Raw genomic sequence first — 24,683 nt, 5'->3', positions numbered from 1 at the left:
TTGACATCATGTGTGAAAGACTGGACATACGATTCAGCAAACCGAGGTCCTGAAGGATTTAACCCACCCCTCCCCCGGGGGCTTGGTTCGCCTAGAAATCAAACCGCTTTCTGATCTTTACCCGGGCTTTCTCAAAGCGGGGCATCAATTCGTACAGCTCCAGGTCCGTGAGCAGATTAGGGAAGTAGCTATCCAGGTAGACGGGTAGAGTCGCCTGGGCTAACCGGGCGTCATACCGGTAGGCTTCCCCAATGGTCCAGTATACCTCTCGTAAGGTCTTCTCGGTGCCTAACACATACCAGCCCAGAAACAGGTTGATTCGGTCAATGCAATACATTACCCCCATCTCATGGCTGGTTAAGCTCATCGTCTGGCTGGCATGGTCATAGAAGCTAAAGGCGGGCATCGCAATCGCGTGTTTAACTCGATCCAGATCGACGGTGGTATTTTCAAATTGCTGGGTCCATCTCATGGCGTAATAGGTTCTAAAGTGTATAGTTGTAATGCTTCTTCCGATAGATTCAGGGCGGTGGCAAACTCGGCCCTTCGTGGGCTCACGACCAGGCGGGCAGTGGGCGGCTGACCCGGTGACCCATCCCAGGACTTCGGGTAATCCTCCTCCGCCTGCACAATGGGAATGACTTCAATGGGTGGGTTATCCCATTTCGAGCGGGGCTTCTCGGTCCTTGGCCGGCGCTCGGCAGTAGACTTGTCGGGCCGCTCATAGGCAATCCCATAGTCCTGGCAGATGGCAAAGAAGGAACCAATCGTTATCCGCTTGCCGCCGTGGCCCTGATGGTGCTTCAGGAAATCCGTATACTGCTTATCCGTGTAAGCGTGGTCATACTTAGCGTTGTGGTAACTGATCTGGTGAAAGTAGTCGCGTCCCCCTTCGCCAAACTCATCCACCAAAGCAAAGCCCAGGGTTCGCCAGTTCTGGTAGCCATCGGTAATATCGATGCGATGAGCCGCAATCTTCTGAATCAACTGCTCGATCTTATGCTGTGTACTGGCCGGATCGGTAGCCCGTTGCTGACGGCTAACCGGTGGCCTATATACGGGCTTCGGTTTGGGGGGCGGCAACACGACCTTTTCGGCCCGGTGGTTGTAATAAGCCGCCGGGTCGTGGCTGTAAATCCTCAGCCGCGAGTTATCCTTGCAGGCGCGATCAATCGTTATGTCCCACGCAGCGAATAGCTTTTTGAAGGCTTCGAAGTACTCTAGATGCCGCCTGGGTTCGGCAACCGGAATCAGGAGGAAGTAACCGTTACCGCTGAGCGATAGGCCGCAGTAGGCCACGTTTTTGATCTTGCAGAACTCCTGCTTTAGCTGGTGGAAGTTTTCAATATGCGGGTTGTCTTTCTGATCAATATCCAAACAGTACAGGCCACTGTAGGACGTTTCGGCATCGTCCCCTTTGAAGGCGTCGTTCTTTCGGTAGGTAAACTCGGCGAACGGGGTAACGGCCGGCAACTTCACAATCTTCTCCTGGCGGTACTGCTCGGGATCACTGGCGGCTAGTTCACGCAGGCGTAACTGCTCGTCGTAGTACTTCGGCGATCGCAGCCAGGTCAGCATGTTTACCGGGCGGGGCTCGCTGGGCGCTTTGCAGCACTTAAAGCAGCTTACCTGAACGTCTAAAATGCTAGTCATAATTATGTTACAGCGTTACAAGATGTTACAAGAAAAATTGGCTTGTAACACGTTTTTCAAGAGATAACTTACTGTATTACTGATACTTAATGGGTGGCACGTTACAATGTTACAAGCTTTTGCTTATTATGGTGGTGTATACTACTATAATAGCACACACCCCGACTACTTCCGTTTTCTTGTAACATTGTGACATTTTTCTAGATAAGTACCTTATATTCAGCAAGCTGCCCTATGTTACAAGGGTATGTTACAAGCGTTACAAGCGTTACAACTCGTCCTTTTCCGGGGTAGTTGTAACATAAATCAGCCTGTTTAGCCTGCTTTTGAGACATACCAGAACCCTCCGCTGGGTCCACCCGTTTTACGCTGGAAGTCCCATCCCTTCGAGGCTCCATATTTCTTGAGTCGCTCGGTAAATCCTCGTTGCTTAAGCTCCTTCTCATCGAATTGGTAGATGGTTCTGAACTGCCCAAACAACTGGGTAGAATCGTAATACGTGTTAGCCTGTAGGCCTTTCCCATTGTCATGCTGGGTCACAAACTCAAAGAAGTCATCCCCCGCCGTTTGCCGCAGCCGGTTCGCCGCTACGTTTGACATATCCCCCGGAATCAGTCCATGTTTGAGGTAGAGCTGGCAGTTGCTGATCATGTACTGGTCGAAGCAGGCCCACTCGTCCGGTCCCCAGTCATCCGAGAAGAACACACAGCCATGCTCGGCCCGAATCGGCTCTTCAGTGCCGGTAATAATCTGTTTGGAGTAATGATTGCTGAACTCAATGACAAACTGTCGAGCCTTGTTGGAGGTGCCTTCGTTGTCCAGAATCGTGTTGCTCAGGATGAGCAGCTTGGGGCTTTCGGCCGGTGGAATGTGCAGCGACAGCTTGTTTTTTCGCTCGATTACCCAGCCTTCCGTACTTAGTGAAAAGAAGCGCTTAAAGTCCAGCTTGGGCTTGGGGTCATCCAGACAGACAAAGTTATGATGAGCCTCCACCCGCTGAAAGCAAAACCGATCCTCTTCGTTAAAGCCCTTCCCGTCCAGCAGGCAGCCCGAACGCACCTGCGCGATGGCGTGAAACCAGAGGCCCTTTCCGGTTCGTCCCCGGGCTTCTTTGGCCGAGGTAATCACCTCATCGTTGCAGATAATGGCCTGGTTGCGGATGGGCGAGTTATGCCGGTGCAGCAGGTAGCCGCAGCCTGTGCGCCGGGTATTCAGCCGCTCGGGCGAACCGTTGCAGGTGTTATAATCAAACAGTGCCATCTGGCTGTTGGGGCCGTCGGCTTCAGGATCGAAGACCCGCTTGATGACTTGGCTTTTCCACACGCAGCGATCTTTTAGCAGGTTGTAAGGATGAACGACCACCTGGTCAGCGGTAGCCTCCACAATGCCGTTCTGGTAGAAGAAATAGGCTGAGGTGGGTGTATCGACAAAGAACTGCTTGCGGTGCGTTTCCAGGTTCAGCAGGCTGCTGGCGTTAAAGATCAGGTGATGCTGGGCCTTAAACTTCTCCTGGCAGAGCTCGGCCGTGGCCGTGAGGATATCGCGGTCGTGTTCGAACTGGATATCCGTCTGCTGGGCTACGCAGTCTTTGGCCACATCCATCAAATGGGCAATGGTCACCTCTTCAATGATGCCATTGGTGTCCTTAATCCACATGACCATCTTCTCATCGGAGCTGTAGCGCTTGTAGTAGCCCCGGGAGGCCAGCAGGTCAAAGAAGCCGTTGCGGTAGAGCCCCTTGAATATCCATTTACCGGCTTTGTAGTTGTACTCCCAGTACCAGATTCCGTAGACCACCAGCGACTCGCTCAGCACAACTTTCTCGCTCAGGAAATCAATGGGCTCATCGTGCAGTAAATCACTCAGGTCCTGGTGGTCAATATGTACCCTTTTTTTCGTAAATTGCCCCTGCGGTTTGATCTCTTCAAAGGGGCGGTTATGGTAGCTCGTCATCGTCCCTTTTAGTTAAACCGTTTCTCTTCACTGTTCCAGTAGTAGCCCAGCTCACCCGCCCGCTCCAGTAGGAAATGCCAGCGCAGATGCCACAGATGATCTTCCAGGGGCAGCACGCCCGAGCGCAGTAGATCCGCCTCCGCCTGCAATTCCGAACGGTCCATCAGATCCGCCATGGCCGATTGCATCTGTTCGAGTTGGCGATGATCCACAAACAGCGGGGCGAAGCTGCTGAAGCGGGAGTAGTACTTCATACCGCATTCTTTGGCCCGTTCGTGGAGTTGGTTGAAGGCATTGACAAACTCATTGGTGCCCAGCGTCTTTTTCTGAAGCTGGCTGCACAGCCCGCGTTGGGCGCCGTTTAAGTCCAGCAGGGACTGGGCGGTTTTGATCACAGTTATCATCGTCGTTACGGTTTTAGGGGTGGTGTGTTGATAGTCGGAAAGCGGTCTGATTCGATGAACTCAGGCAAGGCGCGGCCCTGACACGCTCCTGGAGCGGGCCCGGTACTCGGAAGACGTCGGGTCATGATTCGGGGAGAGTGCGGCCTAAAGCGTAGTGATTGAAGATGTGCTCGCGAAAATCAACGGTGAGGCTGTTGTAGACGTCTTCGTAATTAGATGCGATCAGCACCCAGGCGCCGGCGGCTCTCAGTTCGGTGATGGTTTGCACCTGATCAGCGCTCAGACGGTCGCCTGGCATCTTGATTTCGATAAAGACGGCCAGGCCTTCCACCACGCCGAAGATATCGGGGAGCCCTTTGCGCTGCTGGCTGGGAACGAACCGCCCCACATCCTGCCGGTAGGTGCCCGTCGAGGAAAGCCGGGTGGCGAAGCTGTCTTCAAACAGCAGTTGAATCGAGCGAATGGCCGCTTGCGTCAGATCGTTGGCCGTCTTATCCGAGAACTTGGTCTTCGGCACATAGGCGGCTTTCATGTTGGGAGCCTTCTGGCACTTCTCCTGGTGATCCAGCTCCGAGAGGTAGTTTAAGAGTTGCTGCCGGTTCATGCTGCCCGACGCCCTCCTCTGCGCTCTTTCGATTGAACATATTGGTCAGCTAGCTCCGTGCTTGTTTTCGTCCGACCGTCTATCAACCATTGATCAATATCAGCGCGACGAAAAGTAAGGCGTTTGCCTTTGCGGATGAACGGGATTTCACGGCGCTGCACCTTACCATAAAGAGTAGTGATAGCTGGCTTACCAGGCAGATAATCCGAAAGTTGTTCAATGGTAAAAAATTGCTCTGGTGCGTCGTTAGGCTGGCCCGCCTGCGCCTGAAGAAGATTTAATAACTGATCAAACTTACAGCCTAATTGATAGACATAGGCTGGAAGTTGATCGAATGTAATTGGTGGACTTTCCATTGCTGACAGTTCTTTTGTGAAACTTGTCAGCAATAGTAGAGGGGTTTTAAGTGGGGTTACAATGGGGTTATAGTGGGGTATCAACATTTTCATTAAAACCCCACTATAACACTACTAGTTATTTAAGTTTTTCCGGTCGTTTCTTGGTAAAGGAGCGATCACATGCCCATTTCCTTCTTGCCTTATTTTCAATATTGGGCTTTTACAATTATTTGATCCGGAAATGATTTTATCAAGATAAGCTGCTGTATAATCTTTTGCTGAGTCTTTCTCTGTATACTGAAAGTTCCTTTCAATCCACCGCTCAACATCCTTTTTTGATGAACCTATAAAGCCATTTTCTCTGTATAGCTGCTTAAACACGTCAGCGAGTTTGTTACCCTCCTCTAGGAACAATAATTTATTGCCATCTTGCCCTTTTCCCATTAAACACTTCTCCAAACCGTCTCGCTGGCTTTCTTGAAAATATGGACTCAATGCTTCATATAAATCCGTAAGCGCGACTTCTGTAATTGTTATCTTAACGGCAGTATGGACAAGTTGTAATACCTCGTCTTTAGAGTCTGCATCCTTTTTCTGAATTGAACCCTCCTCTTTTTTCTTTTTAGCTGCCCTATCCCAGACAGATTGGGCGGTTACCTTTAATACATTCGCTACGTCTGACTGACTAGGGAATTGCTCGTAGAACATTGCCAGAAATTTTAACATGTAGTATCGATGCAAATCGGGGTATCTATCCTCGTCCATTAGTTGAGAAATGCCAGCTACCGCCCGAAATGGGTTGCCGATATAGACATCAATCAATTCAGTGGCATTTTCAAACATACATAGAGGAACTCTGGGGTCGTCAAAAAAGCCTGTCCGTTCAACATCCATAAAAAGTAAATATGCAGATGTTTCAAAATCGGCGTTCACAAAATCAAAAAAGTAGTCTTGTGGGGTCTGGCGCATCGCAATGCGGACATATTTCCCATGGCCATCAAGCCTGGGATCCATTCCAGGTGGATACATAGTTATAGGTTCAGTTTGATTTTGTCGGCAGCTTCCCGCTTCTTCTCATCTATAATTTTGGCATAAATCTGAGTAGTCTTTAACTCTCGGTGCCCTAGCATTTTGGAGACAGTGTAAATATCCGTTCCTAGCGTCAGTTGCAGTGTTGCATACGTATGCCGGAAGCAGTGGAATGTGATGTCTTTTGTAATTCCGGCGTCTTTAATCCAATGCTTTAAAAGCTGGTTATGGTAAGCCGAATAGGACAGATCCGGGAATACCCGATTGTTTGCCTCTCCTCTCTGACCTAGCAGCTCATAAGCCTGCTCCGGAATGGGTAATACCTCAACCCCTTGAGTCTTCTGCTGCCGAAATTGAATACTGTAACCGCCTGCGGCCGTATGGCGAACTTCTCCCCAGGTCAGATTTTCAATATCCGAAAACCTCAGGCCGGTCAGGGCAGAAAACAGCGCAGCAACTTTAAGCACCTGCATTGCGCATTCGGTATTTGCCACAGCCTGCAATTCCTCCAGAGTTAGAAACTCCCGGCTCGTCTCCTCCGGTTTAATCGACGATACTTTTGAGTCTAGGTTCATAACCAAGAGCCCGTCACTGTAAGCCTGCTTGAGGGCAGACTTAAATTTAGTAAAGTAGGAGAGGGCTGAGTTGATAGCCAGCGTTTCCCCATTGCGCCGGTTAGGAGCCGATAGCAAGTACTCTCGAAAGTCGGCACATTTCTTTACCGTCAGATCCGACATTTTAATAGTACCGCCGGTAAACTCTTCCAGGTACGCCAGTGCACTAACCCAGTTGTCACGGTTGCTGCCCTTGCGTTTGGCCGCCTGCTGTCTGAAATAGTCGACAAAGCAGGTCTTACGTTGCCGGTCGGACAAAAAGCCGTATGCTCCTTGTTGGACATCAAGTTGGCGTTTGGCCCTAATGCCCTCCGCCAGAGAAAGTGTTTCCCGGTTTTGATCCTTATCAATAATTGTTTTGGGCTTATTGAAAATGTAGAGCCCTAAAAACTCCCGCCGGGTTGGTTTACCAGTATCAGGATGCGGAATAGCCGGATAGAAATCAAGGTATAGGCTGGAGCGCCCATCGGTGATTGGTTTACGTCGTAGCTTAACTTTTATCATGACTGCGAAGCTGCGGAGGTTAAAAGTTCATCAATCCGTATTTTGGGCACGTAAGCGTAGATACCGCTGTACTGCTTGGGAATATCATTACGACGAATCAGCTCGTAGAGGGCCTTATCCGAAATGCCGTACTTCTGAATGATTTCCTTCATGGTATAGCATTCTGACAGAGAAATAATAACTGGTTCAGGAGCGCCTGCTGGCTTTGCTTGATCAAATAGCCGGTCAATGTCCGAACGACGAATTACTGTCCGGCGGCTCAACTTCATAAATACCAGTTCACCCCGCTCATTCATGCGGTAGAGTGTTCGTCGGCTGATGCGAACTAAGCGGGCTGTTTCATCGACGGTCAGATACTCCTGAGCCCGTAGATCTTCGAGCGGCTTAGCTTTGATTCGGTTAACCTGCTCGTTGCTAACCTCAATCTTGGCGGCACGTTTACGGGCTTTATAAGCCTTTTTTGCGCAGTCATTACTGCACGTTTTAGACGTCGTTTTACGGGCCTCAAACTCCTTACCGCACTGCTCACAGATGCGGTTGATACGCAGGTTAGAACTCATGGGTCAGTAAATGCCAGAATATGCCATTATGTGACATAGCGTGTCAGTATGTGCCATTATCTCGCTTAAAAAACGGGCTGCTATTACAGGTCCGTCAAAAAGGTACAAGCAAGGTACAAAGTATTACTGAATAACCCAGCGGTATCACTCGGTAAAATAGTAGTATTTAGCAGCTATATATCGGCTAAACAGGTATTTGCAATGAGATAGAGAATAGATGCAAAAACGTTATTGAGCGCAGTTACTTTCCAATACAAAACTTACTGAAAATTGTCGCCAGCAAATCGTCCGTTGTGATTTCGCCCGTCAGTTCACCCAAATGGCGGAGGGAATCACGGAGGTCGATGGCGAGCCAGTCCTGGGTTGATCCGGCATCCAGGCCGTCGAGCACGCGGGCGAGGGCCGCATCCGTTTGCGTCAGGTGTTCATAATGGCGCAGGTTGGTCACCACAGTGCTGCCCGGGACGGCATTCGACCGGACGAAATCGGTCAGTCGCTGGGTCATCTGGTCCAGGTTCTTGCCGGTATTGGCCTGAATGGCAACCAGCTCATGACCAAATTGCTGCTGCCACTCCGCCAACTGATCGCCGGATAGTTTATCCATCTTGTTGGCTACCAGCAGATAAGGGACGTTCCGCTGGCTCAACTCCGTTTTTACTTCCTGCACTTCGGGAAGCGGGGTTTCGGCCGCGTCGAAGAGGTACACAATGATCGCGGCTTTGTCGAGTTGCTGACGGGTGCGCTCCACGCCGATGGCTTCGATGGCGTCGGTGGCTTCGCGCAGGCCGGCGGTATCGATCAGGCGAAACCGGATGCCATTGATAAACAGCTCGTCCTCAATCACGTCGCGGGTTGTGCCGGGAATGTCCGAAACAATGGCTTTTTCTTCGTTGAGCAGCGCATTCAGCAGCGTCGATTTCCCGGCGTTGGGCTTGCCGGCCAGTACCGTGGCCACGCCGTTTTTGATTGCGTTGCCCACTGAAAACGATTCGATCAACGGCCGCAGCACCCGCTGAATCGACCAGACGAGCTGGCGCAGGTCGTCGCGCTGGGCAAACTCCACGTCTTCTTCCCCAAAATCCAGTTCCAGTTCAATCAGGGCGGCAAACTCAATGAGCTGCTGCCGGAGGGCTTTGAGCTGCCGCGAAAAACCGCCCCGTAACTGCGTCAGCGCGGCCCGGTGGGTGGCTTCGGAGTCGGCGGCAATCAGGTCGGCCACGGCTTCGGCCTGCACCAGATCAAACTGGCCGTTCAGAAACGCCCGCTGCGTAAATTCGCCCGGCTGCGCCATCCGGACGCCTTCGTTCAGCAACAAACGCAAAATCTGCCGGATCACATACTCCGATCCGTGGCAGGAAATCTCGACCACATCTTCTTTGGTAAACGATGCCGGACTGCGGAAAATAGTGACCAGCACCTCGTCGATAATCGTGTTGGCTTGATCGCGAATGGTACCGAAGTGAACGGTATGCGAAGCCTGCTGCGTCAGGTCCTTGCCCCGAAAAAGCCGGTTGGTTCGCTCGACCGCCCGCTCCCCGGAAACCCGAATCACGGCAATTGCCCCAATCCCCGGCGCTGTCGCCAAGGCAGCAATGGGCTCCTGTTGTAGAATATCCATCAAAAACTCTGGTGTTCTCTGCTTATCGCTGGTCAACGCTGATTACTAACTGGTTACACCGCGTTCATCAGAGCCAATCCGGATTTGTCAGAGATTGTTACCAATCAATTTGGAAAAAATAGGAAGTGAATTAACCACGCCGACCAGCCGTTTTTCCAGCGGTACAGCGGGAACCGCCAGCGCATCGGCTAGCTCATCACCGAGGAAGAAACGCATTTGGGCCGCCGGGAGGTTCCGCAAAGGAGCAGGAGACAGGTTTTCAAACGTCTGGAGCAACGAGCGGGTCAGGCCCTGGCCCTGCTCCGACGAACGAAACTGCCGCCGGACAATGGCCCGGTCGATGTGAAAAGCTTCGCGCCGGTTGCGGGCCAGCAGGTCGTCGGACACTCCCAGCAGGTATCCGGTTACGTTGATGTGGTGCAGGTAGGCTTCTTCCTCTTCTTCCGTCATTGCCAGGCCCGCCCTGCGCATCCCCCGAATGACGATGTACGAAAACGCCAGATTAGTACCGGCCATGTCTTCCTGATTAATCGGGTACCCCCAGTCGAAGTTCCAATTGCCCCTGTGCAGGGTAAACCACCGAATGGCGGCATGCATCAGCCGGACTTTCAGGGTACCAACCACCGCCTTGCCGGTTGCCCAATTCCGCTTTTTCATGATGTTAAACACCCATTCGACGGTTTCTTCCAGCCGCTTTTGGGTGTCGTTCCGAACACGTTCAGAAAACCAGAGGACCCGGGCACCATCGGCTCCGGCGTAGCAGTAAGGGAGCGAGTAATAACCCAGAATCAGGCAGATGTTGACAATATTCTGTTGGAAAAACTGCATGGCCCTTTCCATCTGCCGACGGTCCGCCCACTCGGGAAGGGGCGCGTAGGCACGCAGAAATTCCTGAACCGCCGGGTGTTGTTCCGAGCCATCCAGCTCCGCGGTATTGGCGAGCCAGCGCATCAGCTCACCGACACCTTCCCGCCCGTGGTGGTGGGCCACTGCTTCGATGACGGCATCGGCGGGCGGGTCGCCCTGCTGACGGTAGCGGTCCAGCAGCTCGTCCGAAAAAGTCCGGCTTGAATTAACGGTTTTCAACATCACGTAGACCACGGAGGTCAGTCCGCGTTTTTAGCACTGAGGTTCGGAGAAATACGGGAAAGCGGGTCTGCCGGTCCGGGCGAGTTACAGCGCAGTGTCTGGCGTCTGGACCGTATCCACGGTATCTACCTGCGTGGGTGCAGACGGCTGCGCGGGCTGGGTTTGCGGAGCGGGCTGGTTCGGGTAATACCGTTGACCGGGCATACCGTACTGGTATTGCGGGTCAACAATTTCAACATCCGTCACGAAGTACTTGGTTTCGCCGTTCCAGGGGAGTTTAACCAGTTTTTCTTCGTAGTGCAGCGTCACGCGCTGACCGGTTTTGACCGCCTGGTTAATCTGCTGGGCTACCGAGTCGTCTTCTACCGAGAAGTCAAAATACTGAGGAGTCAGCGAGCCGGTTTCGCCCGAAAAGCCCCCGACGTTTAGAACGCCCTCCCAGGTTTTGAAAACGTAGCCCCGGCGGCTGTATTTGGAAATGGTACCGGCGCGTTCGCCATCGCTGTAGCTCCAGACGGTCAGGTAATAGAAGATACCAAAAATCAGCAGTAAAAAAAACAGTAGAAATAGAATGCGTCTCATGAATCGTTGTCAGTTTTGGATAACATTAACAGTCAATCCGCACCGCCACCTTACTTTGATCGGATGGCGATAACGGGGTCCATCCGGGCCGCCACCAGGGCTGGTAGTATACCGGAAATTGTACCGATAATACTAGATACACCCAGACCCAGCATAATGTTGGCGGGAGATAAAATAATCTCCAGCGTACCCAGCTTTATAAATGACAACAAATAAACGAGCAAAATGCCGACGCCACCGCCAATTAAACTTAAAAAAACCGCTTCAAACAGGAATTGGAACAGAATGGAGTAGTTTTTGGCCCCCAGCGATTTCTGAATTCCGATGATGTTGGTGCGCTCTTTAACGGACACGAACATGATGTTGGCGATTCCGAAACCACCGACCAGAATGGAGAAGCTGCCAATGACCCAACCGGCTACCGTCAGAACGGCAAAAAGGCCCGAAATGGCCTGGGCGGCTGCTTCCGGGCGGTTGAGCGCGAAATTATCTTCCTGCATCGGTTTGAGCCCCCGGCGCGCCCGCAGCAGTCCGCGTACTTCGCTTTCTACCTCGAGCAGGCCTTCGTCGTTTTCGTAGCCCTTCACGGCAATGTCGATGCTGGGGTAAACGGAATGATACATTTTGGCGAAAGCGCCGATGGGAATCAGGCATTTTTTATCGGGATTGCCGCCAAAGTTGACCAGGCTCTCCCCCTTGCGTTCCTGAACGCCGATGACCGCATATTTCAAACCGTTTAGCTTGAATTCCTTTCCAATCGGATCCTGGTCGGGAAACAGTGTTTCGGCTACGTCGGCGCCGATGATGGCCACGTTGCGGGCCGCGTCAATCTCCTGCTGGGAAAAATACCGTCCCTGCTCGACGGGGACGTTCGAGATTTTGTTATAATCCAGTGATGTGCCCTGAATGAGGGCCTGGAGGCTGTTGTTGCCGTTCTTAACCGTCACTTGCCCGCGAAAATCCATCGCCACAACGGCTTCGGCGTTTTCGAGTCGTTCCTGCAGAAATTTAAACTCGGTCAGCGACGGTTCGGGGCGCTGGAAGTATTTCCACCACTGGTACTCGCCACCACCAAACCCCCAGGGCCATTTCTGAACGTACATCACCCGGTCGCCAATTCCGGCCAGACTGTCTTTGATGTTCCGTTCGAGCGAATCGACGATGGTGAATACGGCAATAATGGCAAAAATACCGATGGTCACGCCCAGCAGCGAGAGCGTGGTCCGGAGGAGGTTCGAGCGCAGGGCCTGCCACGCGAACCGGAAGCTTTCGTAGGTCTGACGGAGAAATTTCAAGGGAGTACGGTTTATCGCTAATTAAAGGTACCAGGCCGTTGGCTAGTTTCCAAACGAATTGCAAGCGAAGGTCGTTTCGGCGGATGTTTGGTTTGTTTTTGTAGATTAGTGGTTCACGACACCCAGCCCGTATGAAAAAGGTAACTCTATCTATTCATTGTGCAATTATTCTGTTTCTGGCCCTGTTGGGAGCCTGCCGAACGGGGCAGAAAGCGCCGGATGTGCGTCAGAGTTCCGGCGTTTACCAGTACGACAACGAAAAAAAACAGGCTGTCGCGCGCCGGGCAGGACCGTATTTTTCGGACCGGCAGGCCGTCGTTGGTCGAAGCGGTATGGTAGCGTCGGCGCACCCGGAAGCCTCGCGCGTTGGGGTTGATATTCTGAAAGCGGGCGGCAACGCGGTCGATGCGGCCGTGGCGGTGCAGTTTGCGCTGGCGGTGGTGTACCCCGGAGCGGGCAACATCGGCGGGGGCGGTTTCATGGTCTACCGCGACAATACCGGCCAGGCTTACACGCTCGATTACCGGGAAAAAGCGCCCGAAAAAGCGCATAAAGATATGTACCTCGATTCGGCCCAGAACGTCATTCCGCGGCTGAGCATCACCGGCCACCTGGCCAGCGGGGTGCCTGGCTCGGTCGACGGAATGGTGGAAGCCCACCGGCGGTTTGGCCGGCTGACCTGGGCGCAGGTGCTGCAACCGGCCATTGATCTGGCCGAGAAAGGAGTGGCCCTGACCGAACGCGAAGCCCTTGGCCTCAACCGTACCCGAAGTTCATTTCTGGCGGTGAATCCAGACAAACGGTATTTCATGAAAGCCGACACGACCGACTGGAAAGCCGGAGAGTTACTGATCCAGAAAGATTTAGGCCAGACCCTGCGCCGGATTCAGCAACAGGGCCGGGCGGGTTTTTACGAAGGCGAAACCGCCCGACTGCTGGCGGCCGAAATGCAGCGCGGAGGTGGGATCATCTCGGAGGCTGATCTGAAAAATTACCACGCCGTCTGGCGCGATCCGCTGGTGGATACGTACCGCAATTACAAAATCATTACCATGCCGCCCACATCCAGCGGGGGCGTGGCCTTGTTGCAACTGATGAAGCTGGTGGAACCGTATCCCCTGCGCCGGTGGGGCTGGAACAGCGATTCGACGGTGCAGGTAATGATTGAAGCGGAGCGACGCGTCTATGCCGACCGGGCCAAATTTCTGGGCGACCCGGATTTTGTGAAAGTGCCGGTGGCGCAGCTGATCGACAGAAATTACCTGCAAACGCGCTGGGCGGATTTTAATTTTGCCCGAGCTACCGACAGCCGTAACGTGAAAGGGGGGAATATGCCGGGGTACGAAAGCCTGGAAACCACGCATTTTTCGGTGGTCGACAAAGACGGAAATGCCGTATCGATCACCACCACGCTGAACGGCGGTTACGGCAGCCGCGTGGTGGTGGGCGGAGCCGGTTTCCTGATGAATAACGAAATGGACGATTTCAGCATCAAGCCGGGCGTTCCGAATATGTTTGGGTTGATTGGCAATCAGGCCAATGCCATCGCGCCCGGCAAACGAATGTTGTCGTCGATGACGCCCACGATTGTTGAGCAGGACGGCAAACTGTACATGGTGGTCGGTACGCCCGGCGGTTCAACCATCATCACCTCCGTTTACCAAACCATCCTGAACGTGCTGGATCACGGCATGACCATGCAGCAATCCGTCAACGCGCTGAAATTTCACCACCAGTGGCTGCCCGACAAAACTACGTTTGAAAACGGCGCTTTTTCGGACGAGACCATTCAGAAACTCCAGTCGCGCGGCTACGTGCTCGAACAACTGACCAATTCGCTGGGGCGCATGGACTGCATTCTGCGCCGACCTGACGGCACGCTGGAGGGCGCTTCGGACCCCCGGGCGGATAACACCTCGGTAGGCTACTGAATTTTAAACCTTGCGGACCGAAACGGGTTTTTATCAGATGACCAGTTTATTAAGTCCCTTTGTGAACATGAAAACGAAATTCTTTTCTCTTCTTGTCCTGTGCGTTGTTACGGTGAGTGGATGGGCGCAGGCCACGAAAAATACCGCTAATCTGGCCGACGTGCGCAAACGTCTGACGCAGATTTACGAAAAAGATCAGAAAGAACGGGCGGCTTACGACGCCGTAGAGCGACAGTACGGCTGGGGCGCCAAAGAAGCTCAGGATACCCGTCAGAAAATCAAAGACATGGACAAAGAACACCTGGCCGAAGTCGAGAAAGTGATCGATCAGGTGGGTGGTTATCCGGGCCGGAGTGTGGTCGGTCAGCCGCTCGATCAGGTGGCGTTCCTGATCATTCAGCACAGCACCGACCGGGCGGTTCACGAAAAATACCTGCCGATGCTGACCGAAGCTGCCCAGAAAGGCGAGCTGGATAAAGCCGGGGTGGCCTTTCTGACCGATCAGGTGAAGGTTCAGAAAAAGGAAAAACAGATTTACGGCACCCAGATTCACATCAACAACCAGGGCAAAAAAGACGTGTACCCGGTTGAGGACGAGGGCAATCTGGACCAGCGTCGGAAAGAGATGGACCTGGAACCCATGTCGGCCTACCTGGCCCGGATGGGGGTGAAAAAGTAATTTTCGGAAGACCAACAGCGTACCCACGGACGGGCCCATCCACGCGGCTCAATCCGTGGGTACTTTATTTTACGCGGAAGTCGCTTTCTTTGCAGACAATTTTCCGTACTCACTGTTCCGCATATGTTACATCGCGTTGTTGTTACCGGAATCGGCGCATTTACGCCCATCGGTAAAGACATTCCCACATTCTGGCAAAATACCGTTGAAGGCCGTTCGGCGTTCGCACCCATTACGCGTTTTGATGCTTCCTTATACCGTACCCAATTTGCCGCCGAGATCACCGGTTATGACCCCGCGCAGTTTTTAAACCGCACGGACAGCAAGCGGGCCGATCGCTACACGCAATTCGCCCTGATAGCGGCTGACCAGGCCATTGCTGATTCCGGTTTTGATCTGTCGGCGATGGACCCCTTCGATGTGGGCGTGATCTGGGCGTCGGGTCAGGGCGGTACCGAAACGCTGGAGGAACAAACCACCGAATTTGCCCGGGGCGACGGCCACCCACGCTTTAGTCCGTTTCTGGTTCCGAAAGTGTTGGTCAACCTGGCATCCGGCCTGATTTCCATCCGGCACGGTTTTATGGGCATCAATTACACGCCGGTTTCGGCCTGTGCCAGTTCCAATTCGGCCCTGATGGATGCCTTCAACTACATCCGGCTGGGCAAAGCCAAAATTATTGTCAGCGGTGGCTCCGATGCGGCCATTACACCGTCTTCCTTTGGCGGGTATTGTTCCATGAAAGCCATGTCGACCCGCAACGCCAACCCGCAGGCCGCTTCCCGGCCGTTCGATGTGGAGCGCGACGGTTTTGTGATGGGCGAAGGGGCGGGGGCGCTGGTGCTGGAAGAATACGAACACGCCCGGGCCCGGGGCGCTACCATCTACGGGGAAGTGGTGGGCGCGGCCATGACCGCCGATGCATACCACATCACGGCCACGCATCCGGAGGGCATCGGCGCCACCCGAGCCATGCAGCTCGCCCTGAAGGAAGCCCAACTGACCATCGAAGAGCTGGATTACCTGAATGCCCACGCGACTTCCACGCCGGTGGGGGATCTGTCGGAGATGAATGCCGTCGCCCGGCTGACCGGCCATAGAAAAACGAAGCTGCGCATCAGCGCTACCAAGTCCATTACGGGGCACCTGATGGGAGCCGCCGGGGCTATCGAAGCGCTCATCAGTCTGCTGGCGATGCGCGACAACGTGGTTCCGCCCACGATCAACACCGAGGTGCGCGATCCGGCCATTCCGGAAAATCTAAACATCGTTTTCCGGGAAGCCCAGTCTACGCCGGTCCATACCGCCATGAGCAACACCTTTGGTTTTGGCGGACACAACGGGATTGTGGTTTTTAAAAAAATATAAAGACCGTAACCGGAAAATCGCCTACCTTTGTCGGGCAACTTTAGGGGTGTCAGTGCCGAAACGGGCTGACTGAGAGGATACCCTCATCACCTGATGCAGTTTGTACTGCCGTAGGGAAAAGTTACCGAGAAGCCGTTTGCTTTCCTCTAAAGTTGCTGTAGCTAACTCATTGACAGCAACATGTTTCCAACACCGCCATCCATCTGGACTGACCTCGCAAGGATTCGGGCGCAGGCTCCCCTGATTCATAACATCACCAACTTCGTAGTCATGAACAACACGGCCAACGCCCTGCTGGCCCTGGGTGCGTCGCCCGCCATGGTTCATGCGCCCGAGGAAGTGGAAGATTTTGTTGCTATTTCCAGCGCACTGGTCGTCAACATCGGCACGCTCGATGCCACCTTCGTAGCGGGAATGAAACTCGCCATGCGCCGGGCCAAAGACCTGGGCAAGCCGGTTGTATTCGATCCGGTGGGGGTGGGCGCAACGGCCTACCGCAACCGGGTAAGTCAGGAGCTTCTGACGCAGGCAACGCCCGACATTATCCGGGGCAATGCGTCCGAAATCATGGCCCTAGCCGGTTTGAATGCGCAGACCAAGGGCGTTGATAGCACCGTCGGTTCCGATGCCGCCGTAGAGGCTGCCCGGCGACTGAGCAAAGCCTGGGGGGGCGTGGTGGTCGTCAGCGGGGCGACGGACTACATCGTTCAGGGCGATCAAACCGCTACCATCGGCAATGGTCATCCGCTGATGGCGAAAGTAACCGGCATGGGTTGCACAGCTACGGCCCTGACGGGGGCGTTTGCCGCAATCAATGCCGACTATTTTCGGGCTGCGACCCACGCGATGGCCGTGATGGGAATCGCGGGCGAGCTGGCGGCTGAAAAACAGGCGGCCCCCGGCAGTTTGCAGCTTAACTTCCTGGATTGCCTGTATCAACTCACCGAATCGGCTATTCAGAGCCGGTTAAACCTGTCGGAACGATGAGCGAATTGTATCTGGTGACCGACGCCGACATTGGTTGTCGGGCGGGTCACACGGTTCCGTATGTTGTCGAGGAAGCGTGCCGGGCCGGAGTTCGGTGGGTGCAGGTACGGGAGAAAACCGCATCGACCCGCGCCTTCGTGGAACTGGCCGCGGAACTGAAACGAATTACGCAAACCTACGGTGCCCGGCTGATCATCAACGACCGCGTCGATGTGGCGCTGGCCGTTGATGCCGACGGGGTACACGTGGGGCAGGATGACATGCCTCACCAACTGGTCCGGAAGCTGATCGGACCTGACAAAATCCTGGGGCTTTCGGTGAATAACCTGGCCGAGTTACAGGAAGCCCGGGGGACGGCTGTTGATTACCTGGGCGTTGCGGCCATTTTTCCAACCGCTACGAAACAGGATACGTCCAGCCTGTTGGGATTGGAGGGTCTCCGGGAACTTTGCCGCCAGACCCAGCTACCCACGTTTGCCATTGGCGGCATCAACACCGGGAATATTCAGGACGTGATTCGGGCGGGCGCTACGGGGGCGGCTGTCGTATCGGCCATCTGCGGCCATCCGTCGCCCTACGAAGGCACGCGCGAACTTATTCAACTAATTCAGTGATGAAAACCTACGCACGTACGCTCACCATCGCGGGTTCCGACAGCGGGGGCGGGGCCGGTATTCAGGCCGACCTCAAAACGTTTGCGGCTTTGGGCTGTTACGGCATGTCGGTGCTGACGGCGCTCACGGCCCAGAATACCAAAGCCGTAACCGGTATTTTTCCGGTGCCGCCCGCCTTCATTGCGGAACAAATCAAAGCCGTTCTGAGCGACATCGGGGCCGATGCCGTCAAAATCGGGATGTTGCATTCGCCGGAGGTGATTGAGGTGGTTGCCAAAACGCTGGTTGAATTCGGTGCCACGAACATTGTGCTCGACCCGGTGATGGTGGCCAAAAGTGGGGACAAACTGCTGCAGGATGAAGCCGTCGATGCGCTCAAAACCTACCTGTTGCCAATTTCCACGGTGATTACGCCCAACCTTCCCGAAACCAGTGTGTTGCTGGGCCGGGCGGTAGAGACGCAGGCCGATATGCTGCCAGCAGCCGTCGATCTGGCCCGTTTCGGGTCCCGTACGGTTCTGGTCAAGGGCGGTCACCTCACGACGGAGGAGAGCGCTGATTTGCTGTATTTGGCCACGGGCGAACACCACTGGTTTGCAACGCCCCGGATTGCAACGGAGAATTCGCACGGAACGGGCTGCACCCTTTCATCGGCCATTGCCGCCGGGTTGGCAAAAAAACGCTCGGTGGAAGAATCTGTATCGGCGGCCAAATCGTATTTAACACACGCCCTTCAGACGGGAGCGGTTTATACATTAGGTCACGGACACGGACCGGTCCACCACTTTTTCAACGTTTGGCAATAACTCTACTCAATGCTGTTTACGGAACAACTCTGGCAGGATATTTCGCCCATTTATGACTCAATTCTACAACACGGTTTTGTAAAGAAATTAACGGCGGGGAGCCTGCCCTCGCCCACGTTTCAGTACTACATTCAGCAGGATGCGCTGTATCTGGCCGATTTCGGCCGGGCGCTGAGTCAGCTGGCGGCCCGGGCCACCCAGCCCGGCGACATGCTGCAGTTTGCCCAGTTTGCCCAGAACGCCATTCTTGTTGAACGGGCGCTGCACGAAACCTACTTTACGCTGTATGCCATTGAACCGCAAACCGTAAAGATGCCCGCCTGTTTTGCCTACACCAATTATTTGCTGGCCACCACCTCGTTGCAGTCCATCGCGGTAGGGGCCGCGGCTGTTTTGCCGTGCTTCTGGATTTACCGGGAAGTGGGCCAGTTTATTTATCAGCGGGCCATTCTGGCCAATCCGTACCGGGCCTGGATCGATACGTACGCGGGCGATGCCTTTGATCAGTCGGTGACGCAAATGCTGGAGTTGACCGACCGGTTTGCGGAGCAGGCTGGCCCGGTGGAACGGGAGATGATGCGGGAAGCCTTCCGGATGTCGAGTCGGCTGGAATGGTATTTCTGGAACGACGCGTATACCCAGAGCGGCTGGTTGGTGTAAAACCGGTTGCCGTTACCTGTCGTCCAGAATGTCGGCGGCCAGGGCGTTGACGGTTTCCCACGAAAAAGGCAGCCACTGGCCCGTGTTGTCGTCGAATACTTCGGTGGCTTCTTCGCACGGAAACAGCTTGTAGTCAAACTTGGGATAATTGCTGACGAGGTAGCCCGGGTAATAGTAGAGTTTTTGCTGCTGCCGGGCGTAGATGATTTTTTGCAGCATCAGAAACTTGCCCAAGCTGTGCCGGCGGTATTCCGGATCGTAGAAATTCATGATACCGGCAATGCTTTCAGCACCGTGGTCAAAAATTCCGACCGCAATCAGGTGATCGCCGTCCCGAACTTCAACGGAGTAAGTGTCAAAGGCGTTATAGGGCGAACCGCTCATGAGCCAGAACTCCACCGATTCGGGCGCTTCAAAGTCTACGGCGTTGCGATACCGATTGTAAAGGGCCCGTACCTCGTTTGTCAGCGCAAAGGGTTTGGCAACGACCGAAAACGGGGCATTACGCCGGAGCAGCGCGCGCTGCTTACTGCCGAACTCGACGTTTGCCAGGTCGAACCGCAGCCAGTGAACGGGTAAAATTGTGTTGTCGTAAATCAGGTACCGGCAGGTGAAAATATCCTGATGCATCCGGAAATAGCCCAGGCTCAGGTACAAATCCAGCTCACTTCCTCTCATGGTTAGGGCGTATAAACAGGCCACGCGTGATTGGCCTACAAGTTAATACGAAAGTGTCGACAACCAGCCGTTTTGGACATGGATTATCATTCGGTCCGCTTAAAGCAAACCGTCGTCTTTAAAAAGCTTGTAAATCGCCATGGCGTGGCCGTGCCCCAACTGAAAATCATTCGCTAGCCAGGCTACAATTTCGCCGGCTTTTGTACCAGGTTTGAGCAACCCTTTCTCGCCGGCCAGTCGCTTGAAATCATCCGGTTGTTGCCCCGTTTTCTTTTCGATGTTGTCGAGATAAGCCTGAAATGACATAAGAGCGAATAGTTTAACTACAACAGACGAAGTAAAAATAGGAAAGTCGCAGACATATACCAGTTCCCAGGAAGGAATCTTTCAGGTGGTGTAGACAGAAAAAACGACAAACCAGGGTGGAATTTGTTGGTAAGCTGATCAGGAAATAAAATTCGAAATTACACGCTCAGCCCGACCGGAGCGTGCTCGTAGCTACTGAATTGAAAGCCAGCTCTGAAGGGGTTGATTCACTGCCTGCAATCGGGACAACTTGTCTCGGGCCGCAAAATTAAGCCGGGGCTGTCCTTCGCTACCTACGAATAACGGATAATCACCTACCCGAAGCGGATTTTAGCCACCGCAACTCAATCGCCCGCTTTCACAATTGAGAACGCTCTTCTGCCGGTTGAGAAGCAATCCAGCTTCGTACGGGGTTTCCTTCCAGTAGTTTTGTTTTACGCCCGAACCGACCGGGATCTACCATTTTCTCCCTAAACAGACACAGCGCATGGCAGCTACGGTTTTACAAACGACGGACTTATTTGAATTTAACCGAATGCCCGGTTCAGAGGGGTTAGCGGCCGACGGTTTCCTGCGCTTTCAAAATCGAAAAGCCGGCAATGTTGCGGTTAAAAACATTGTATTTCCACACATGCAGATCATGGAGACGCAGTGGGAGACGGCCAATGACATTGAACTGCAAGATGTTAATCCCTCCGAAGGAATTTCCATCAATTTCATGCTCGGTGGAACCATCGATACGCAGTTTCGGGGCATACGTCAGGAACTGAACATGCGCCCCGGTACGCACAATCTGGTGCACGCTCCGGAAGCAAGCCACCGCAACCGATTGAAGCGCGGGCAATCCCTTTCGATGCTGCTGGTGAGTCTGGACAAGGCATTTTTTATGTCGGCCATCGGACAGGACGATAGCTGGAGCGAACGGATTCTGAACGAGTTACACCACGAGCGGCCTTTTTCCGGCATTTCGGGCACGTCGACGATCACCCCCCAGATGCGGCATCTGATCGATGATATCCGGAGTTGCAAAGCCCTGGGGCCTATGCGCAATCTGCTCATTCAGTCGCGGGTGCTGGAGCTGGTGGCGCTGGAGATCGAGCAGTTCAAAACGCCGGTTCTGGCGTTGGAGGCCATTCCGGCCGATGAAGTCGAAAAGCTGCACCAGTTAAAACGGTACCTGGATGCCAACTTTCTGTCGGACCATTCGCTGGCGCAACTAAGCCGGTATTGCCTGCTGAACGAGTTTAAGGTCAAGAAAGGCTTCAAGCAACTGTTCAACACTACGGTTTTCAACTACCTGCGTAAGCTGCGGATGGAACATGCCGCGCAACTGCTACGAAACTACGCGCTGTCGGTCGATGAGGTGGCCGACCGGCTGGGGTATGAACACGCCCAGCATTTTTCGATTGCCTTTAAAAAATACGCCGGGCTGACGCCTTCTCAGTACTTACAGGGAAAGGCACCCGTCCGTCCGCTCGCTTATGCCTAGTCGGTATGACGGGCCGGATTCCGCCAACGTAAACAACAAATGAACAAATACCATGAAAACAATCTTCCTGGGAGTTGCGGTGGCCTTCCACCTTCTGATTACCCATACCGTGCTGGGGCAGCGTTCGGGAAACGGTTTGCCGCTTCGGGTTAGTCTGTTCAACGAAACGGCCACGTTGCCGTCGGTCAGCCGCCTGACGGCCCGTCTGAATCCGGGCGTAAGCGTCGGAACGGAGCTTTATTACCGGCAAGGTAAAAAACACCAGTGGATTCAAACCCTGAACCTGGGCGGTTTTCACCACAACGAACTGGCTACGTCCTTCCTGCTCACTACCGAAGTAGGCTACCGGTTTTTCGCCCGCAACATCCATCTTGATCTAAAAATGGGGCCGGGGTATATGCTGAACAGGTCGGCGGCTCAGCTGTACCGCTACGATGGCGAAACGTACGCAAAAACGGCTGGTCTTCAGCACCGGCTGGTGGCAACGTCGGGCGTTAGTCTGGGCGTCGAAGTAGGGGGCGTTACGCCCTTTGTGGCCTACAACGTGATGATTCAAGCGCCTTTCCTGCAAAACAACTCCCTGTACCTGCCCCACCAGCTTTTCCAGATCGGGGTTGCCAAAAAGATCCGTCGTTCCACATCCCGCTAAGTCGCCATGAAAAAGATCATTCTCCCCATCGTGTTGCTGCTCTCGGTTTTTGCCTGCCGTGAGCTGGAGGTTCCGCAACCGTCGGCGGTTTCGACGGTTGATTACAGCCAGCACCCGAAAAACGCTGAATATTTGGCGTATGTTAAGGATTATCAGCAAAAAAGCCAGTCGCCGGGGGCGGTGATGCTGGTCGCCAAAGGCAACGACCCGTTGTGGGCCGGGGCTGTGGGTTTTTCCAACCTCGAACACCGTACGCCGTTTGGCACCGAAACCCCGTTCCGGATTGGCAGCATCACCAAAGTGTTTGTGAGTGCGCTGGTGCTGAAACTGGTGGAAGAAGACAGGCTGCGGCTGGACGACAAATTGGCCACGCTGTTGCCACAACTGGCGGGCGCCATTCCGTCGTCCGACCAGATTACCGTTCGGCAGTTGCTGGCCCACACCTCCGGCGTTATTGACCCGCCCAACCAGAGCCTGCGCTACCAGACCGACATTGTCAACGACCCCGGTGCCCTGAAAAGCCTGACCACCCAGGAACGGCTGCAAAAGTACGTGACGAACCAGGCTTTGCTGTTTCAGCCCGGCAGCAACTATTCGTACTCTAACCCCGGTTACTGGCTGCTCGAACTGATAATCGAAAACGTTTCGGGCCAAAGTCTGTCGGCACAGATGGCGGAAAAACTGCTGATTCCGCTGGGGTTAACCCGCACGCATTTGGACCGGGGCACCGACAACAACGTGGCGCGGGGCTATACCGTTACAACGCCCGGCAACGTGCGGGATGTGACAACCTGGGATGTGGCCGAAGGCAATGGCATGGCCGCGGGGGGGCTGGTCAGTACCGTGGGGGATATCCACCGGTTTTATACGGCTTTGTTCGGCGGGAAAATCATTTCGGCGTCGTTGCTGGCTGATATGCAGAAACAGCAGCTGGCGAACTGCACCGGCCCCGACTGTGAATACGGGCTGGGGCTGGAAATCTGGCACGTAGGGGGCAAGACGGGCTTTGGTCATAACGGTGCCCTGATCGGTATCGAAGCCAACGCGCTGTATTTCCCGGAAACGAAAACAACGGTTGTGCTGTACAAAAACCTGGGCGGAGGGTCGGATAAATCCTTTCTGGAGAAGATCGCGCAGTAAGCAATACCGTAATCCCACAAAAGGGAACGGCCGAAAGGGAACCTCCTTTTGTGGGAAATAAACGGACTGCGCCCGATAAAACGGTTACAATAAGTTCAGTTGCACCAGTCCCGACAAAAACTGGTAGCAACCGGTTTTGGTGCGGATAAATTCGTCGGACAAGTCGGCAAATTGGGATGGAAGAACCGGTTGACGCCCAAACCGTGGTTTTTCGCACGGAAGCAGGTTACTGGAAGCACAATCGGATTTTTCGCAAAGATCCATGCGCAGGCGGTTGAACCAGACTTTCAGCCGATTCAGACCCCGGTAATAATCAATAGCCCGGTGGCGGAGGTTCTGGTGATTGTACTGCGCCAGAACATCTTCCAGCAGCGTGAGCAACTGGTTGATCTCCTGCTCAAGATTTGTAAGCGTGACGGCCCAGCGCTGGTTTTCGGTCTGACAATGCTCCAGTTGGCGCCGTTCCAGGTAAATGATTGGTGTTTCCATCCTGTCGATATTTTCCGTAAAGCTGCCGGTTTGACCGGTTTTTTTCCATGACCTGGATCAGATCGGAAACTGACGATGCTCAGGTGGCGGCCCGGTTAAGATCAGCTACCGGGTTGACGGTGGTCATCGGTCGGGCGGAGTTTGTCGGCAATCTTTGTGTCATCAAATTCTTAATCACTACGACGATGAACACGAAACTTGCTTTTCCCGCCCAACCCGTTGCCGAACAAAACCTGAGCGAAAGTTGGACCACCCGATATAATAATCTGATTGCGTTACTTGAATCCGGCGATTACCGGTTTACCATGATGGGCGCCATGCTGATGCTCCAGGGCTGTATCCTGACGCCGGTTGCCCTGCTGATTTTCCAATACTTTGATTTTGGGTACAGCGACCTGTTCGCCGGATTTGCCGTCGTATCGTTCTTTGCGGTACTGGTTTCTAACCTGGGTCTGTTGTCAGTACGGTTTTGCATGAAGCTTTTTGCCGTTAATGTACTGCTCCACCTGCTGGTCATCGGTATCCACTTGTTTCACTAAGCCGCTTCATCAGCAACGGCCGGTTGCGCTATTGCAAAAGCGTTATAATCAATCCGATTATGACGCTTTTCTTTTATCCATGCCGGAACCTCCCCAAAGCCCGAC

General features: G+C 53.9%; 27 protein-coding genes and 1 riboswitch. Of the genes, 11 read left to right on the top strand and 16 right to left on the bottom strand.

Annotated features, from left to right (window positions below; genetic code table 11):
- Positions 1-91 precede the first annotated feature (91 nt).
- From OQ371_RS03290 to OQ371_RS03230, 13 genes are all read right to left on the bottom strand, one after another.
- Complete coding sequence (locus OQ371_RS03290) at positions 92-472, bottom strand: hypothetical protein (RefSeq protein WP_265992343.1); 381 nt, start codon at positions 470-472, stop codon at positions 92-94.
- A complete protein-coding gene (locus OQ371_RS03285) occupies positions 469-1,653 on the bottom strand; it encodes a BT4734/BF3469 family protein (protein WP_265992342.1) in 1,185 nt (394 codons plus the stop codon). The genes OQ371_RS03290 and OQ371_RS03285 overlap by 4 nt, the downstream gene beginning before the upstream one ends.
- Before the next feature lie 315 nt (positions 1,654-1,968).
- Complete coding sequence (locus OQ371_RS03280) at positions 1,969-3,606, bottom strand: hypothetical protein (RefSeq protein WP_265992341.1); 1,638 nt, start codon at positions 3,604-3,606, stop codon at positions 1,969-1,971.
- 8 nt (positions 3,607-3,614) lie between these two features.
- Positions 3,615-4,010: a hypothetical protein gene (locus OQ371_RS03275; protein WP_265992340.1), complete on the bottom strand. Its 396-nt coding sequence runs from the start codon at positions 4,008-4,010 to the stop codon at positions 3,615-3,617.
- 121 nt (positions 4,011-4,131) lie between these two features.
- Complete coding sequence (locus OQ371_RS03270; protein ID WP_265992339.1) at positions 4,132-4,542, bottom strand: VRR-NUC domain-containing protein; 411 nt, start codon at positions 4,540-4,542, stop codon at positions 4,132-4,134.
- 68 nt (positions 4,543-4,610) lie between these two features.
- Positions 4,611-5,003, bottom strand: a complete 393-nt coding sequence (locus tag OQ371_RS03265; RefSeq protein ID WP_265992338.1) for a helix-turn-helix domain-containing protein — start codon at positions 5,001-5,003, stop codon at positions 4,611-4,613.
- 81 nt (positions 5,004-5,084) lie between these two features.
- A complete protein-coding gene (locus OQ371_RS03260) occupies positions 5,085-5,966 on the bottom strand; it encodes a hypothetical protein (protein WP_265992337.1) in 882 nt (293 codons plus the stop codon).
- Positions 5,967-5,983: 17 nt separating this feature from the next.
- Positions 5,984-7,099, bottom strand: coding sequence for a site-specific integrase (locus OQ371_RS03255; protein WP_265992336.1), 1,116 nt, complete (start codon positions 7,097-7,099; stop codon positions 5,984-5,986).
- Entirely contained in the window at positions 7,096-7,659 is a 564-nt protein-coding gene (locus OQ371_RS03250) for a helix-turn-helix domain-containing protein (protein ID WP_265992335.1), read from the bottom strand. The genes OQ371_RS03255 and OQ371_RS03250 overlap by 4 nt, the downstream gene beginning before the upstream one ends.
- 241 nt (positions 7,660-7,900) lie before the next feature.
- On the bottom strand, positions 7,901-9,277 hold the full coding sequence (gene mnmE, locus OQ371_RS03245) for a tRNA uridine-5-carboxymethylaminomethyl(34) synthesis GTPase MnmE (protein WP_265992334.1): 1,377 nt from the start codon (positions 9,275-9,277) through the stop codon (positions 7,901-7,903).
- Positions 9,278-9,364: 87 nt separating this feature from the next.
- On the bottom strand, positions 9,365-10,366 hold the full coding sequence (locus tag OQ371_RS03240; protein ID WP_265992333.1) for an oxygenase MpaB family protein: 1,002 nt from the start codon (positions 10,364-10,366) through the stop codon (positions 9,365-9,367).
- An 84-nt stretch (positions 10,367-10,450) separates the two neighbouring features.
- Positions 10,451-10,948 carry a DUF8785 domain-containing protein gene (locus OQ371_RS03235; RefSeq protein ID WP_265992332.1) on the bottom strand — a complete coding sequence of 166 codons (498 nt, stop codon included), beginning with the start codon at positions 10,946-10,948 and terminating at the stop codon, positions 10,451-10,453.
- Between the two features lie 50 nt (positions 10,949-10,998).
- Positions 10,999-12,243: an ABC transporter permease gene (locus OQ371_RS03230; RefSeq protein ID WP_265992331.1), complete on the bottom strand. Its 1,245-nt coding sequence runs from the start codon at positions 12,241-12,243 to the stop codon at positions 10,999-11,001.
- Between the two features lie 131 nt (positions 12,244-12,374).
- Between OQ371_RS03230 and ggt the strand changes: the two genes are divergently transcribed.
- The 7 genes from ggt to tenA all read left to right on the top strand — a co-directional run bounded on the left by ggt (position 12,375) and on the right by tenA (position 19,288).
- Complete coding sequence (ggt, locus tag OQ371_RS03225) at positions 12,375-14,174, top strand: gamma-glutamyltransferase (RefSeq protein ID WP_265992330.1); 1,800 nt, start codon at positions 12,375-12,377, stop codon at positions 14,172-14,174.
- A 67-nt stretch (positions 14,175-14,241) separates the two neighbouring features.
- A complete protein-coding gene (locus OQ371_RS03220; protein ID WP_265992329.1) occupies positions 14,242-14,853 on the top strand; it encodes a DUF6624 domain-containing protein in 612 nt (203 codons plus the stop codon).
- A 123-nt stretch (positions 14,854-14,976) separates the two neighbouring features.
- Complete coding sequence (fabF, locus tag OQ371_RS03215) at positions 14,977-16,221, top strand: beta-ketoacyl-ACP synthase II (RefSeq protein WP_265992328.1); 1,245 nt, start codon at positions 14,977-14,979, stop codon at positions 16,219-16,221.
- Between the two features lie 32 nt (positions 16,222-16,253).
- A riboswitch (TPP riboswitch) is annotated at positions 16,254-16,355 on the top strand.
- A gap of 46 nt (positions 16,356-16,401) precedes the next feature.
- On the top strand, positions 16,402-17,208 hold the full coding sequence (gene thiM / locus OQ371_RS03210) for a hydroxyethylthiazole kinase (RefSeq protein ID WP_265992327.1): 807 nt from the start codon (positions 16,402-16,404) through the stop codon (positions 17,206-17,208).
- Complete coding sequence (thiE, locus tag OQ371_RS03205) at positions 17,205-17,822, top strand: thiamine phosphate synthase (RefSeq protein ID WP_265992326.1); 618 nt, start codon at positions 17,205-17,207, stop codon at positions 17,820-17,822. Before thiM ends, thiE begins: the two co-directional genes overlap by 4 nt.
- Entirely contained in the window at positions 17,822-18,628 is an 807-nt protein-coding gene (gene thiD, locus OQ371_RS03200) for a bifunctional hydroxymethylpyrimidine kinase/phosphomethylpyrimidine kinase (RefSeq protein WP_265992325.1), read from the top strand. Before thiE ends, thiD begins: the two co-directional genes overlap by 1 nt.
- Before the next feature lie 9 nt (positions 18,629-18,637).
- Positions 18,638-19,288: a thiaminase II gene (gene tenA / locus OQ371_RS03195; RefSeq protein ID WP_265992324.1), complete on the top strand. Its 651-nt coding sequence runs from the start codon at positions 18,638-18,640 to the stop codon at positions 19,286-19,288.
- A gap of 12 nt (positions 19,289-19,300) precedes the next feature.
- Here the strand turns inward: tenA and OQ371_RS03190 are convergent, their stop codons facing one another.
- Complete coding sequence (locus OQ371_RS03190; RefSeq protein ID WP_265992323.1) at positions 19,301-19,966, bottom strand: GNAT family N-acetyltransferase; 666 nt, start codon at positions 19,964-19,966, stop codon at positions 19,301-19,303.
- Between the two features lie 99 nt (positions 19,967-20,065).
- Complete coding sequence (locus OQ371_RS03185; protein ID WP_265992322.1) at positions 20,066-20,272, bottom strand: DUF4287 domain-containing protein; 207 nt, start codon at positions 20,270-20,272, stop codon at positions 20,066-20,068.
- A 535-nt stretch (positions 20,273-20,807) separates the two neighbouring features.
- Between OQ371_RS03185 and OQ371_RS03180 the strand changes: the two genes are divergently transcribed.
- The 3 genes from OQ371_RS03180 to OQ371_RS03170 are packed head-to-tail and all read left to right on the top strand — an operon-like array spanning position 20,808 to position 23,550.
- Entirely contained in the window at positions 20,808-21,761 is a 954-nt protein-coding gene (locus OQ371_RS03180) for a helix-turn-helix transcriptional regulator (protein WP_265992321.1), read from the top strand.
- Between the two features lie 52 nt (positions 21,762-21,813).
- Positions 21,814-22,410, top strand: coding sequence for a hypothetical protein (locus OQ371_RS03175; RefSeq protein WP_265992320.1), 597 nt, complete (start codon positions 21,814-21,816; stop codon positions 22,408-22,410).
- Positions 22,411-22,416: 6 nt separating this feature from the next.
- On the top strand, positions 22,417-23,550 hold the full coding sequence (locus OQ371_RS03170; RefSeq protein ID WP_265992319.1) for a serine hydrolase domain-containing protein: 1,134 nt from the start codon (positions 22,417-22,419) through the stop codon (positions 23,548-23,550).
- An 84-nt stretch (positions 23,551-23,634) separates the two neighbouring features.
- Here the strand turns inward: OQ371_RS03170 and OQ371_RS03165 are convergent, their stop codons facing one another.
- Positions 23,635-24,039 carry a hypothetical protein gene (locus OQ371_RS03165; protein WP_265992318.1) on the bottom strand — a complete coding sequence of 135 codons (405 nt, stop codon included), beginning with the start codon at positions 24,037-24,039 and terminating at the stop codon, positions 23,635-23,637.
- 47 nt (positions 24,040-24,086) lie between these two features.
- Here OQ371_RS03165 and OQ371_RS03160 point away from each other — a divergent pair, with 47 nt between their 5' ends.
- The gene (locus OQ371_RS03160) at positions 24,087-24,578 is read left to right on the top strand and encodes a hypothetical protein (protein ID WP_265992317.1); all 492 of its coding nucleotides are present in this window, start codon (positions 24,087-24,089) and stop codon (positions 24,576-24,578) included.
- Positions 24,579-24,683: the final 105 nt, after the last annotated feature.

It is taken from the genome of Larkinella insperata (assembly GCF_026248825.1).
Classification (GTDB): Bacteria; Bacteroidota; Bacteroidia; order Cytophagales; family Spirosomataceae; genus Larkinella; species Larkinella insperata.
Note: the sequence above shows the minus strand (reverse complement) of the source record. Positions and strands in the feature narration are given on the sequence as shown.